A 13,778-nucleotide genomic window follows, 5' to 3' on the forward strand; every position below is an offset into this window, starting at 1 on the left:
TGGATCATCTGGTCAATCATTGAATAAATGCCTCGACCAAGCGAGGTGCAATGGCGGTCAGCGAGTGAATTTCAACGGCGGCATCAATTGCGGCGGCTGCCTTGGGCATGCCATACACCGCAGAGCTGGCCTGATCCTGAGCGATGGTCAAAAAACCCCGCTCGCGCATGGCCTTGAGCCCCTGCGCACCGTCGCGGCCCATGCCGGTCAGTAAAACACCCACGGCATCGCCCCCCCAATAACGGGTCACACTCTCAAAAAACACGTCGATCGAGGGCCTGTATATTTCATTCACCGGTTCTGCGGTATAGGCCAGCGTACCGTCTTTCAACAAACGAATATGGTGATTGGTGCCCGCCAGCAGCACGACGCCTGGCTGCGGGGCTTCACCCTCGCGAGCCAGGCGCACCGGAACGCCGGAGACGGAACACAGCCATTCAGCCATGCCAGCCGCGAACACCTGATCGACATGCTGCACCAGCACGATGGCTGGAGAAAAGTTTGCCGGCAACGCTTTGAACAGGACTTCCAGCGCAGCCGGGCCTCCCGCCGAAGAACCGATGGCCACCAACCGGTCGCGCCTCGCTGATTCACGCATGGGCGAGGCCACAACCTGCTCGCGATTGCTGCGCTGGCCCATCAGCCATTCAATGTTGAGCACTTTGCGCAACAGTGGCATGGCGGCCTCTTTCGGGTTGGGACCGCCTATGGCCGGCGTGTCCACCACATCCAGTGCGCCATGGCCCATGGCCTCGAAGACGCGGCGCATGTTCTGCTCGCGATCAACCGTGACAATGACGATGGCGCAGGGTGTTTCGGCCATTATCCGGCGAGTGGCCTCCACGCCATCCATCACCGGCATGATCAGGTCCATCAGGATCAGGTCAGGGGTCTGCTCCCTGCAACGCTGCACCGCTTCGGCGCCATTGGCTGCCACCCAGACGACCTTGTGTGCGGGTTCAAAAGCCAGCGCTCGACGCAGGGCTTCGATGGCCATGGGCATGTCATTGACGATGGCAATCTTCATCCTTGGGCGTCCCCTATGAGTTCGGAGACAGCGTCGAGCAAGGCGTCGTCATGGAAGCTGGCCTTGGCCAGATAATAGTCGGCTCCGGCGTCCAGGCCGCGACGCCGATCTTCTTCGCGGTCCTTGTAGGAAACCACCATGACCGGCAGCGACTGCAAGCGTGTGTCGCGGCGCAGCAGGGTCACCAGTTCGATGCCGTCCATGCGTGGCATGTCGATGTCAGTGATGAGCAAGTCGAAGTCTTCGGCACGCAAGGCATTCCAGCCATCCATACCGTCCACCGCCACCGTCACCTCATAGCCGCGGCCCACCAGCAACTTGCGTTCCAGTTCGCGCACGGTCAGCGAATCATCGACCACCAGTACTCTTTTGCGCGACACCTGATCGGTCTGACGATTGCGCCGGTCAATGCGTTCCAGGCGTCCGGTGTTCAGCAGTTTCTCCACCGAGCGCAGCATGTCTTCGACGTCGATGATCAGTACCACCGAGCCGTCATCGAGCAGCGCGCCCGCCGAAACGTCCTGAACCTTGCCCAGACGCGCATCCAGTGGCATGACCACCAGCGTGCGCTCACCGATGAAACGCTCGACGGCGACACCATAAACGGCATCGCGCTCGCGGATCACCACGACCTTGAGCGCTTCTGCAACATTCTGGGCAGGCGGCCGGTTCAACAATTGGCTGGCCGAGACCAGGCCAACATGGCGCTCCTCGTCCCAGAAATGCTGACGCCCTTCAAGCTGCACGATTTCATCGGGCTGCAAGTCGCGCATACGTTCGATATGGGCCAGGGGGAAGGCATAGGCTTCGCCGCCCACTTCCACGACCAGACTGCGCACCACCGACAGCGTCAACGGCATTTCAATCCTGAAACGACTGCCCTCGCCCGCCCACTGCTGCAGCTCGACGCTGCCGTGCAACTGGCGAACCATATGCTGTACGGCATCCAGGCCGACGCCACGTCCGGAAATCTGCGTGACCTTGTCACGCATGCTGAAGCCCGGCAGGAACAGAAAGCTCAACAGCTCTTCTTCACTCAGTTGCTCGGCGGTTTCCACAGGCGAGAGCTTGCGCTCAACGATGCTTTGCCGCAGGCGTTCCAGGTCCACGCCGCCGCCGTCGTCGCTCAACTCGACCACCAGCAATCCGGCCTGGTGCGAGGCCTGCAAGCGGATCAAGCCTTCGGGGGCCTTGCCCGCTGCAACTCGCCGCTCGGGAGATTCGATGCCGTGATCCACTGCATTACGCAACAGATGGGTCAACGGCGCTTCGAGTTTTTCCAGCACATCGCGGTCGACCTGAGTCTTTTCGCCTTCGATCTGCAATCGGACCTGTTTGCCCAGTTCGCGGCCCAGATCGCGGACCATGCGTGCCTGACCGGTCAGCACATCGGCAAACGGCCGCATGCGGCAGGCCAGCGCAGTGTCGTACAACAATTGAGCACGTTGCGCCGACTGCCAGCCGAATTCATCCAGCTCGGCCGTCTGCTGCGCCAGCACGTGCTGTGCCTGGGACAGCAGACTGCGAGCGTCTTCCAGGGCTTTCTGTATATCGGCCGAGGGGCCTGCTTCGCCAAAACTGGCACCCAGTACTTCCAGCGCTCGGTCGCTGCTACTCTGCAAACGCTTGAGGCGCTGCATGCCTGCGAGCAGCGGCTTGAGTCGCTGAGTCTCGACCAGCGACTTACTGGACATGTCGAGCAGCCCGTTCAGGCGCTCGGCAGTAACGCGCAGCACCCGCTCGCCACCTTCGACCGCACGACGCTCACGCAGCGGGGAGAAAGGGGCTTCAGGCTCGGGTGCCGAGGCTGTCGGCGAAACGGCTGGCGCCTGCGGCGCAGGATCGGGGAGCGCCGGTACAACGGCGGGTAGCGACCCCAACTGCTGCATCGCGATGGCCAGCAGCGGGTCTATCGACAGCTCCGCGATTGGCGTAGTGAGCGTGCGCGCAGCACCTGCACCGGAAGCCAAGAGTGTATTGAGCCTGTCGACATAAGCGTCGATATCGGCCTGAGTGACGTTGGCGCCACCCGGTGTGGCAATCCGCATCAGCAGATCAGTGCCCGACAGCAGCGCATCGATGTGCTCGGGCTGCAACAGCAACCGCCCTTCCTGAGCGCTGACCAGGCAGTCTTCCATGACATGCGCCACGCTGACGCCGAAATCGACACCGACAATCCGCGCCGCGCCCTTGAGCGAGTGCGCTGCACGCATGCAGGCTTCCAGTTGGTCTGCCTGGGTCGGATTGCGCTCCAACGCCAACAGGCCCGCACTCAGGACCTGAGTCTGCGCATCGGCTTCCAGCGTGAACAGTTCGAACAACGAGGCGTCACGCATCTGATCTGGCGTCATGTTAGGCTCCGGTGAACCGCCGACAACAACTGATCTTCGTCCAGCCAGCGCAGGCTGCGACCCTGCCACTGCAGCACGCCCCTGGTGAAGCGTGCATTGGCATGCGTACCAGAAGCCGACGCGGCTTCCAGTTCACGCTCGTCGATGGCATGAATGCCATCGACCTCATCAACCGGCACCACCACCGGCCCGCCCTCGGCCGCGACAATCAGCATGCGCGGCACAACCCGCGCAGACTGGGAAGGCACCGGATGGGTTTCCAGGCCAAGCAACTCGACCAGCGAGATGCACGCAACCAGCGCGCCGCGAACATTGGCGACACCGAGCAGCGCACGCGAGCGCTGATGGGGCAGCGAGTGGATTGTCTGGTGCAGTGCAACCTCGGACAGGCAACGGGAAACCAGCCCCAGCCACTCGTCACCAAGGCGAAAGACCAGAATCGAACGGGTCTTGATGTCGCGCTGCAACACCGAACCCTGAAACTGCTCGTGATGTTCCTGGGCCAGTGCATATCGATCCAGCAGGCGTGTGGCCGCAGCGGAATAAACCGCACAGTTGCGGCAGTGGATGTGCTCTGCCAGCAACGGGCAGGAGCGGTCGCCATGAATGCCGATACGGTTCCAGCAGTCATCGATATCCCGGGCCTGATTATGGGTGGGAGTGGAAAAACCGGACTGGCCCGCCATTAATGGTTTCCTTGTTTATTCGCGCCACGTGCGGCACGGTCCTGCAAGCGCCGGGCGCCGGCACTGTCGCCCTGCGCGGCCAATAGTGCCGCCAGTTGCGCCAGCGATTCGCGATGCTGCGGTTGCAGGTACAACGCCTTGCGATAGAAACCCTGAGCCTGAGCGACGCTGCCTGCCACTTCACTGAGCAGACCCAGCCAGTAGAACACTTGTGCGACCGGCTCATGCTGTTGCAGATAACGCTCACAGGCAGCTCGCGCCGCACTGCTGTTGCCCTCGTTGGCAAGGTTCGCGATGCTGTCGAGCAGCACTGATGCGTCTCCATTGGCGGCGGCAGCCGGTCTTGCACTGGGTGCAAAGGCAGCCGAGTTTCGATCAGCGGGCCTCGGCGCCACGGCTTTTGCGGGCGCTCTTGGCGTTACGTCGGGCGTCGGGCGTATTGCCTTGGGCGCCACGGGGACGCTGGCGGGTGCCGAGACCGTCTTGTCATGCGGTGCATGCCGGAAAGCGAACGAGTGTGCGATACCTATCGAGCGCATGCCGATGGCTGCCAGCAGATTGCCCTCAGCAGGGCCGATAAACAGCAGGCCGTCTTCCCGGGTCAGTTGCTTGAGCACCTGAAACACCCGCTGCTGGGTCTGCTGATCGAAATAGATCACCAGGTTGCGGCAGAACACGATGTCGTAGGCCACCTGCGTCGCCAGTTGCGGGTCCAGAAGATTGCCGGCCTGGAAATTCACGCAGGCACTGACCCGCTCGGCGATCTGGAAACCGTCTGTGACCGGGTCAAAGTAGCGCTCGCGAAAACCCAGATCGCTGCCTCTGAACGAGTTTTTGCCGTAGATGCCACGCTCGGCCTTGGCAATCGACACCGGACTGATATCGATGGCATCGACCTGGAACTGCCGGGCATCGACACCGGCATCGAACAACGCCATCACCATCGAATAAGGTTCTTCGCCGGTCGAGCATGGCAGGCTGAGAATCCGCAACGGGCGCACACCGCCAAGGCTGGCTACGCGTTCACGGGCCAGCTTGCCCAGCGTCGCGAACGATTCCGGGTAGCGGAAAAACGACGTTTCCGGAACTATCACCGCTTCGATCAGCGCCTGCTGCTCCTGCGGCGAGGTCACCAGCAGTTGCCAATAGGCGTCACTGTCCGGGCAACCAACCTGAGTGGCGCGCTGACGCAGTGCGCGTTCAATGATCGCTTCGCCGACCGACGTTACATCAAGCCCGATACGGTCCTTGAGAAAGCTGAAGAAACGCGCGTCGTTATTCATTGCGCATCCTCAAGCAGATCAAGACTCATCGGCGTCGCCGGAAACAACAATTCCCGGACCGGCTCGCTCAGCAGCTCGTGGACATGAATCCACTGCAGCAAACCCTGCTCATCCTCGCGAACGGGTCCCAGATAAGGGGCCAGACGATTATCCAGTCCGTATTCCTTGAACTCGGCAGCAGAGCAACGCAACGTTTGGGTAGCCTGCTCCAGAATCAGCCCCAACAACGGTGCCTGATGCATGTCGTCGTGCCGATAATGCACCAGCACCATGCGCGTACTGGTGCGTGCACGCGCTTTCTGGCCGGAGTTCAGGGCGCTGATGTCGATGACCGGCACGATTTCGCCACGGTGAGAAAAAATGCCTGCCACCCAATGGGGCGCTCGGGAAAGGGTCTTGAGCTTTACCCGTGGCAGGATCTCTGCAATTTCGGTCGCTTCCAGGGCATAGCGGTCTTCACCGATGCAAAACAGCAGGAAGAGCCTGGTGGCGGGCACTGACGAATCGTTGCGCCTCGGCGATTGCTCCTTCATGGTCGCGACTCAGACCTTGAAGCGCGATACGCCACTGCGCAAACCGACCGCTACCTGACTCAACTCGTCGATGGCGAAACTGGCTTGACGCAGTGAGTCGACGGTCTGGCTGCTGGCGTCGGCCAGTTGCACCAGCGCCTGATTGATCTGCTCGGCACCGGTGGCTTGCGCCTGCATCCCTTCGTTGACCATCAGCACGCGCGGTGCCAGCGCCTGAACCTGATGAATGATCTGCGACAATTGCTCACCGACCTGAGTGACTTCAAACATGCCACGGCGCACTTCTTCGGAAAACTTGTCCATGCCCATAACGCCAGCGGAGACCGCTGACTGGATCTCGCGCACCATCTGCTCGATGTCGTAAGTGGCAACCGCGGTCTGGTCGGCCAGGCGCCGCACCTCGGTAGCCACCACCGCGAAACCGCGGCCGTACTCGCCCGCCTTCTCCGCTTCGATCGCGGCGTTCAACGACAGCAGGTTGGTCTGGTCGGCCACCTTGACGATGGTCACCACCACCTGATTGATGTTGCCGGCCTTCTCATTGAGGATCGCCAGCTTGGCGTTGACCAGATTGGCTGCGCCCATTACCTGATGCATGGTGTCTTCCATGCGCGCCAGCCCCTGCTGACCCGAGCCCGCCAGCGTCGACGCCTGATCAGCCGCCGACGTGACTTCGGTCATGGTGCGCACCAGATCACGCGATGTCGCGGCAATCTCGCGCGACGTTGCACCGATTTCGGTGGTAGTCGCGGCGGTTTCAGTGGCTGTGGCCTGTTGCTGACGCGAGGTAGCAGCGATTTCGGTAACCGAGGTGGTGACCTGCACCGAAGAACGCTGAGCCTGTGCCACCAGCGCGACGAGGTCGGTCATCATGTCATTGAAGCCGGTTTCAACCGTATTGAATTCATCCTTGCGAGCCAGGCTGAGACGTGTGCTCAAATCGCCGGTGCGCATGGTGTCGAGAATACGCACGATGAGCTGCATCGGCGCCATGATCGAGCGCATCAGCAGCAGACCGCAAGCGGCAGCGGCCATGAGAGCGACCAGCAGGGAGAGGATCATGCTGATCTTGGCTGCCAATACGGCATTGACGATATTGTTGGTCGCCTCGTCAGCCAGTTTTTTATTGGCAACAATGAGTTCGTTGAGCTGCTTGCGGCCTGCAAGCCAGACCGGATTGACATCGCCAAAAAGTTCGGCACGTGCGCCCGCATAGTCACCGCGGTCATATTTGGCCAGCACGTCGTCGAGCATGCGGGCGTAGTTTTCGCGGCGTTTTTCAAAGACCTCGAATCTGTCTTTGTCTTCCTTGTCGAAGATGGACGTCTTGTAACCATCCATCTGCGCCTGCAGGTTATCGTCAAACCCCTGGTATTGGTCTTTTTCCTGTTTGGTCAGCGGACGTGCCGCGCCTTCGGAGATCAACTCCAGCGTGCGAATATAGCTTTCACCCCAGGCACTGCGAACCAGCGTACTGTAATAGACGCCTGGCAGCGCATCGAGGCGAACCTGCTCTTCACTGGACTCGATGGACAACAGCCGGGAATAAGACACAACCACCATCAGCAGCATGATGGCGATGATGACGGCAAAGCTCGCCAGAATCCGTTGGCGCAAGGTCCAGTTCTTCACAGTCATCCCTCAAGAGTTCAACGACGGCGTCAGCCGTGTTCAAGATGCAGACCGATAACGGTCCAGGCGGCGTGAGTATAGCCCAGCCTTGAATGGCCAGGCGGGCGAGACGAGAATCAACTCGTCAGGCCAGTCCAATCGCACACTTCTATTGATGTCGGCAACTGTCCGCACTACTTGAGCGTCACGTGTGCCGAATAAGCAGTGTCCATAAATAGTTAGCACTTGCAGGGTGAATCACGCACGTAAGCTTCGTCGCATCTTCATTCACGACAAGGCACTTCGATGCTCGATTCATTACTGTCGGACCACGCTCCGACACCCCCTCACGTGCAACACATAAAAGACAAGATACCCGACTGGCTGCTTCAGGCCGCCCCCCCTGTGCACGCTACCTTGCGCAAGGCCTCCGGGCGTGCGCCGCAATGGCTGACCAACGCTCGCACATCCAGTCCCGAGCAGCTCGAGGAACTGCAACGGCTGTACGCCGAGCACCGTAGCAACGAGCAAAAGGTCCGTCCGACTCTTGATGGTCTCTCTACCCTGCAGGACTTCGCACAACCCTTGCTGACAGCCGCCATCCAGGAGCACTTCGGACTGGACCTGGACGTTGCCAATACCTGGCTGTTTCACGCCAGTCGCGCAAAGATCGATCAGTCGTTCATTACGGCGTCCAAAGACCCGATCGTTCAGGCCAATATCGCCCTCAAAGCCGCCAATCAAACATTGCTCAACGCCGCTCTACAGAACTTCGAAGTCTGGGAAACAGTGCCAGGCGCAATGGACTCGGACGCAGGCATCAACGCCGAAGTGCTTTCATCTTTCACTATCATGGGCAATGCCATTGAGGGCAACTCTTTGCCTGTTTCCCCTACCGGGTTCGCAACGCTGTGCCGCGAACTGGATCTGGGCGGCAAGTATCAGGAGCATATCAAATCCGTCTTCAGTGCATCCTCGACGCCCGAAGAAACTTCAGACGCAGCAGCATTGAGACTACGCAATAACTTCATGCAACTGGAGTCCTCTTCCATAAAGCTCCAGTTGCAGATTGCCGCTCTTCAAGGGTTGGTCAGCGCTCCCTTGAAGGCCGCGCTACTGGAGTTTCTCGATGGCAGACAAAACGTCCTGCTGGATAACACGCGGGTCAACTGCAGCGTGCTGTGCCTGGGGGATGTCGAGCTTAACGGGCTGTTCGTTATCAGCAAGGACAGGACCAGCGCAACCGGTCTGGAAAAAATTGTCGTCTACCTACCTGATGATCCGGTCGCACCGCTGAAAGAATACGACTCGGTCGAGGTGTTCATAAACTCGCTGCGCGAGCGGATGTTCGTCAAAGGGTATCTGAGTTTCTTCAAACGCTTCATACCGGCGCGTCATCGAAATGCAGCGCTTGAGCAACTGTTCGAACGCCTGCATCCCAAGGTCAAGAAAGGCGGCTTTTTCGAAGGCCAGTGGCTGGAGCGTGAAGAGAATCGAAACGCCCGACTGCATCTGAGAGAAACCCCGTTGAACGGTCCTTTGCTGGACGAGCTGTACGATCGCAAGCGGGCCGTACTGCGCGATGATGCCTTGTTTCAGGGGGTGCCTACGGCGGACGAAAACCAGAAGACGTTCGACGAACGGGTGCAGTACTTCAAGAGCAAAGCCCTGGATGTCCTGAACATCGCGAGCTTTGTGGTTCCGGGGTTGGGTGAGCTGATGCTGGCTGTGACCGCCGGGCAACTGATCCATGAAGTGTATGAGGGTGTGGAAAGCTGGGCGAAAGACGAGCAACAGCAAGCGTTCGCTTACCTGTTCGATGTGGTAGAAAACATTGCCTTGATATCAGCGCTCGGCGCTGTGGGGGCCGCAGCCGCTGGTATTCCAGCGCTGCAAGTGCCCGAGTTCGTCAGCGCTCTCAAAAGCGTCGAGTTGCCGGACGGCTCGACACGTCTGTGGAAGCCCGACCTGACCCCGTTCGCCTATGACATCGTGCTGCCAGAAGGCCTGCAGCCAGACGCTGAAGGCCTGTACACATGGCAAGGCAAGCGGTGGCTGCCTCTTGAAGGGCGAACCTATTCCGTCAAACCCGGCAAGACCGGCGATGGCTACAGGATGGAACATCCAAGCCGCCCGGATAGCTATCAGCCAGCCTTGCGGCACAATGGTGCCGGGGCCTGGCTGCATGAACTGGATCAGCCGCTTGAAATGGAAGGCCTGAAGCTGTTTCGCCGACTGGGATATTCCAGCGAGGTGTTTTCCGACGCCTCTGCCGGGCACATATTGACCGCCAGTAACACCTCTGAATCAGTCATGCGTCAGGTACTTGCTGATCAGCAACGCCCGCCTGCCTTGCTCGAAGACACAGCACGCCGGTTTAAACTGGATCAGGAGATCAATCGTTTCATTGAGCAAATGGAAGCGCATGACGCCAATGCCGCACCCGCTCTGCAACTGGAACTGTTGAGCCAGGAGCCAGGCTGGCCGAACAATCGTGCGCTGGCGCTGATAGATGTCGACGACGCCACCCTTCAGACATTCGCTCCAGTGCATCAGACTGCCGCCCAGGAAACCATCACCATTCGCACAGACCAGCCCGATGCCCTGCGCCAAGCGCTGGAAGGTTTGAGCAACAGAGAAATCCAGACTCTGCTCAACGAAGAGTTCGGCGCAGGTCAGCTCGGAATGTCGACGCGACTGGCCACGCTTCGGGCGCAACTGGCGGCCCGTGCCCGCACGTCCAGAGCCTCGCTGTTCGAATCACATTACCGCGCATTGAAGGTTGCCGATGCGGACGGCACCCAAACCATCCAGCATGCGTTTTCCGGCCTTCCGCCGCTGATTACAGAGGAGCTGGCTAGCCACGCATCGTCAGCAGAACGGGAGCAACTGACGATAGAGCATCGTGTACCGTTACGAATTGCCGAAGAAGCCAGCGCGTATCTGCAGCAAGTCCGGCTGGCGCGTGCCTATGAAGGACTTTATCTGACATCAGTGGCCAGTACCGATACGGATCGTCTTGTTCTGCACAGCCTTGAAGCCCTGTCACAATGGCCATCACAGGTCAGGCTGGAGGTCCGTGATCGCTATTTCGGTGGCCCACTGATCGACAGCATCGGGCCGCAGGATGCGCCGATTCGCAAGGTGCTGATAAGAGAGGGCAATGGTTACCAGACCCGTGACGCCAATGATCTGCACCTGCATGGTCTGGACGATCTGTATTCGTCAGTGCTTCACGCGTTGCCCGATGCCGAGCGCAACCAACTGGGCTTTGCCCATCCCGGCCAGGGTGGGGAGCTGGCGATCATGATCCGGCAAAACCCTCTACCCCGCCGCCAGCTTGCTCCATTGCTTAAAATGCACACAGTCAAGCCAGGCTCCAGATCGCCAATGCGTCTGGCAGACGGCCGTCTGGGCTATCCGTTGAGTGGGCGCGGCGCTACCGACTGGCACATGACCGACGAAAGCCTGCTGGACAAGATCCGCCTGCTGGAACTGGAGGATGCGTTTCCTGAGGACATCCTCAGCCGACTGCGTCATGTCGGCCTGGATAACAGGTCAATCGACCAGCGGCTCAACGGCCTGCTGAGTGAGCAACTGGACCTGCGAGCAAGCATCGCTGTCTGGACCGATGAAACCGTCGAATTGCCGCCCATGAGTCAGGCGCACATAAACAGCCGGGAACGCATCAGTGAAGCAATCTGGACTCACTGGCGCCTCAACAATCTGCCCGAGATCGGGCGGGCGTTCGAACCCCTGCGTTTGCAGCATGTGTCTCTGACTGATTTCCCTCGATTTCTGCCCGATTTCTTCTTTACACGCGTGACAGGGCTGCATCTGGACAATATCTCGGTCGAAACAAGAGTGCTATCTGGCGCCGAAGCCTCAGGGTCTGCGGACATGAGTCTGCCGCGGCAGTTGAGCAACACGTTCGAGCTTGGGCGTTTTTTGCAACGCTTCCCGAATATGCGATCACTGAGCATGCTCAGCGAACCGGCTGCCGGGCTGAACCCCGAGTTCTCGGTGTTTCAAAACGTGCTTCGAGAAGTGTCCCGCGTGCAGCCTCGACTCACCGAACTGAGCCTGATCAACCAGGAGATATTTCTGGATCAGCAGCAGATGGACTATTTCCAGACCATGCCTGAACTCAGGTTACTGGACCTGAGCGGCAATCGGCTTGCCAACCTGCTGCCCATGGACCTTGGCTGGCTCCAGCTTGATCGACTGGTACTGGAGCGGTTAGGCATGAGGCACTGGCCTTCATGGCTGAGTGATATGATCCCGAACAATATCCGGGAGTTGTCAGTAGCCCACAACAACCTCACGGAGCTTCCAGACCGGATTCTCGATAATCCGTCCGGCACTGGACATCAGACGCTGATCGACTTGCGCGGCAACAGCCTGTCCCGGCACAGCACGATCCATGCGCGCATCAATGAGTCGCCACCCGGCAGCTCTTTCCGGTTTGTCATGCACACTCCGCCCGCGGTGCAGGCCTACGTGGACACGCAACTGCAGCAAGGCGCTGAGTTGTTCGCGGCGCTTGATCAGTGGACTCACGCATCCAGCTCACTGGCCACTCCGAGTGGACAGGTCATCGAAGCACGCCGCCAGATCGGCAGGGTGCTGATGGATCACTGGCGAGCATTCAGTCTGGGCCAGATTCACGCGCCAATGCGCCTTTCCGGCATCGCCCTGGTCGACTTTCCACGTCAACTGCCGACGTTCTTTTATCGTCAGGTACGCTATCTGCAACTGAGCAGAATCAACGGCACCGCATCTGATCTCGACCAGTTTTTGCGGCGCATGACTGATCTGTGCTCGCTGGAAATAAACGGGCACATTACACCGCTGGCTCAACTGCCACCTGCGCTGCTTGAGCTTCGATCACTTCGTTCGCTGTCGCTGATGGATCAGGGAATGCTGATCCACCAGCAGCATATCGATTTCCTCAGTCGCATTCCCGCGCTTGAACGGCTGGAACTGGACCACAACCGGATCGGAACCATCACCACCCTGTCGGGGTTCAACAACACCGCGCTCAACTGGCTGTCACTGAGCAACGTCGGCCTGGCCGCATGGCCAGTCTGGCTGGATGAACTGGTTCCTGCGCAACTGAGGGGGCTGCTGCTTGAAGGGAATCTGATCACCGAGCTGCCAGAACACATTCTTGCCAACCCGGACAGCGAGCATTCGCACACGGAAATAAGCCTCCTCAACAACCCGCTGTCTGAAGACACCATGCGTCGTGCACATCTTTCAGACCGTTACGGACGCTCATTCAGCTTCGACATGGACCTGCCGCGTGAAATCAGTGCGATGGGCTGGCCAGAAGACGAGAGTTCGGACTCTTCGCTGTCAGATTACATGTCGCCAGACAGCCGCCTATCCACGCCAGAGCCTGCCACTGCCGAGCCTTGGCTGGACGAAAGCAACATGCTGAGTAACGAACGACGCGAATTGTGGGCGCAACTGGAAGCCAGCGAGCATACCCGCAACCTTCTGGACCTGATCGATTCTTTGCGCCACAGCGCTGATTATCGCAACACGGCCAGTCGGCCAGCGCTACAGGAACGCGTCTGGCGTGTACTCGCCACCGTGAATCATGATCCTCAATTGGCGATGACCCTGAACGCTATCGCTGAAGAACCCCTCAGGATATTTCGTGATAACAGTACCTGCCCGGACGGCATCGCTCTGGAGTTTAACCAGATGGAGGTGCTGGTATTCACCCGCCAGACCCTTCAGGAAGTATCACCCGGGCAGCGCGGCGCAATGCTTTATCGGTTGACTACCCGCCTCTATCGCCTCTCAGAGCTGGACGCCGCCGCTCGCGAGCAGGCCGGAACCAGGGACGAAGCCGAAGTCCGTCTGGCCTACCGCACACACTGGTCCAGCGTTCTGGACTTGCCTGTGCCGCCCGAAAGTATGCTTTTCGAAGCCCATGCCTCCATCCGCCCCGGAGAGCTCGATACCGCGCTTCTGCGTGTACAGACCGGAGAACGAGGTGAGCCGTTTCTGCGCTTCGCCGCGCAGCAGGATTACTGGGTCAGCTATCTGCGAGAAACCCATCAGGAACGGTTCGACACACTTGAACGCGCATACCGAGCCGACCTTACCCGGCTGACCGACGAGTTCGAGCTGCGTAACATCAGCCTTGATAGCGCCGAATATGAGGGGCGGATTAGAGAGTTCGAAGCACGTTTCAAGAATCAGGAAGCAACGCTGATCAAAGAACTGACCAACGCTGAGGGCATGGAACACCATTAATCAGCCGGGTCGCCTGA

Annotated in this window: 7 protein-coding genes; 1 reads left to right on the forward strand and 6 read right to left on the reverse strand. The window is 59.5% G+C overall.

Going from position 1 to position 13,778, the window contains the following annotated elements; all coding sequences use genetic code 11:
- Positions 1–16: 16 nt before the first annotated feature.
- The 6 genes from N018_RS18725 to N018_RS18750 are packed head-to-tail and all read right to left on the reverse strand — an operon-like array spanning position 17 to position 7,512.
- Entirely contained in the window at positions 17–1,027 is a 1,011-nt protein-coding gene (locus tag N018_RS18725) for a chemotaxis response regulator protein-glutamate methylesterase (protein WP_025390444.1), read from the reverse strand.
- Positions 1,024–3,378: a hybrid sensor histidine kinase/response regulator gene (locus N018_RS18730; protein ID WP_025390445.1), complete on the reverse strand. Its 2,355-nt coding sequence runs from the start codon at positions 3,376–3,378 to the stop codon at positions 1,024–1,026. Before N018_RS18730 ends, N018_RS18725 begins: the two co-directional genes overlap by 4 nt.
- The gene (locus N018_RS18735; RefSeq protein WP_025390446.1) at positions 3,375–4,064 is read right to left on the reverse strand and encodes a chemotaxis protein CheW; all 690 of its coding nucleotides are present in this window, start codon (positions 4,062–4,064) and stop codon (positions 3,375–3,377) included. The genes N018_RS18730 and N018_RS18735 overlap by 4 nt, the downstream gene beginning before the upstream one ends.
- The gene (locus tag N018_RS18740) at positions 4,064–5,347 is read right to left on the reverse strand and encodes a CheR family methyltransferase (RefSeq protein ID WP_025390447.1); all 1,284 of its coding nucleotides are present in this window, start codon (positions 5,345–5,347) and stop codon (positions 4,064–4,066) included. The genes N018_RS18735 and N018_RS18740 overlap by 1 nt, the downstream gene beginning before the upstream one ends.
- Entirely contained in the window at positions 5,344–5,880 is a 537-nt protein-coding gene (locus N018_RS18745; protein ID WP_024644351.1) for a chemotaxis protein CheW, read from the reverse strand. The genes N018_RS18740 and N018_RS18745 overlap by 4 nt, the downstream gene beginning before the upstream one ends.
- 9 nt (positions 5,881–5,889) lie before the next feature.
- A complete protein-coding gene (locus tag N018_RS18750) occupies positions 5,890–7,512 on the reverse strand; it encodes a methyl-accepting chemotaxis protein (protein WP_024644350.1) in 1,623 nt (540 codons plus the stop codon).
- Between the two features lie 285 nt (positions 7,513–7,797).
- On the opposite strand from N018_RS18750, the gene N018_RS18755 reads away from it, so the two are divergent.
- Positions 7,798–13,761, forward strand: coding sequence for an NEL-type E3 ubiquitin ligase domain-containing protein (locus N018_RS18755; RefSeq protein WP_025390448.1), 5,964 nt, complete (start codon positions 7,798–7,800; stop codon positions 13,759–13,761).
- Positions 13,762–13,778: the final 17 nt, after the last annotated feature.

Origin of the sequence: Pseudomonas syringae CC1557 (genome assembly GCF_000452705.1) — a bacterium.
GTDB lineage: Bacteria > Pseudomonadota > Gammaproteobacteria > Pseudomonadales > Pseudomonadaceae > Aquipseudomonas > Aquipseudomonas syringae_F.

Excerpts from the sequence above, each read along its gene's own strand:
- N018_RS18725 (WP_025390444.1), bottom strand. The coding sequence starts at position 1,027 with ATGAAGATTGCCATCGTCAATGACATGCCCATGGCCATCGAAGCCCTG.
- N018_RS18730 (WP_025390445.1), bottom strand. The coding sequence starts at position 3,378 with ATGACGCCAGATCAGATGCGTGACGCCTCGTTGTTCGAACTGTTCACG.
- N018_RS18735 (WP_025390446.1), bottom strand. The coding sequence starts at position 4,064 with ATGGCGGGCCAGTCCGGTTTTTCCACTCCCACCCATAATCAGGCCCGG.
- N018_RS18740 (WP_025390447.1), bottom strand. The coding sequence starts at position 5,347 with ATGAATAACGACGCGCGTTTCTTCAGCTTTCTCAAGGACCGTATCGGG.
- N018_RS18745 (WP_024644351.1), bottom strand. The coding sequence starts at position 5,880 with ATGAAGGAGCAATCGCCGAGGCGCAACGATTCGTCAGTGCCCGCCACC.
- N018_RS18755 (WP_025390448.1), top strand. The coding sequence starts at position 7,798 with ATGCTCGATTCATTACTGTCGGACCACGCTCCGACACCCCCTCACGTG.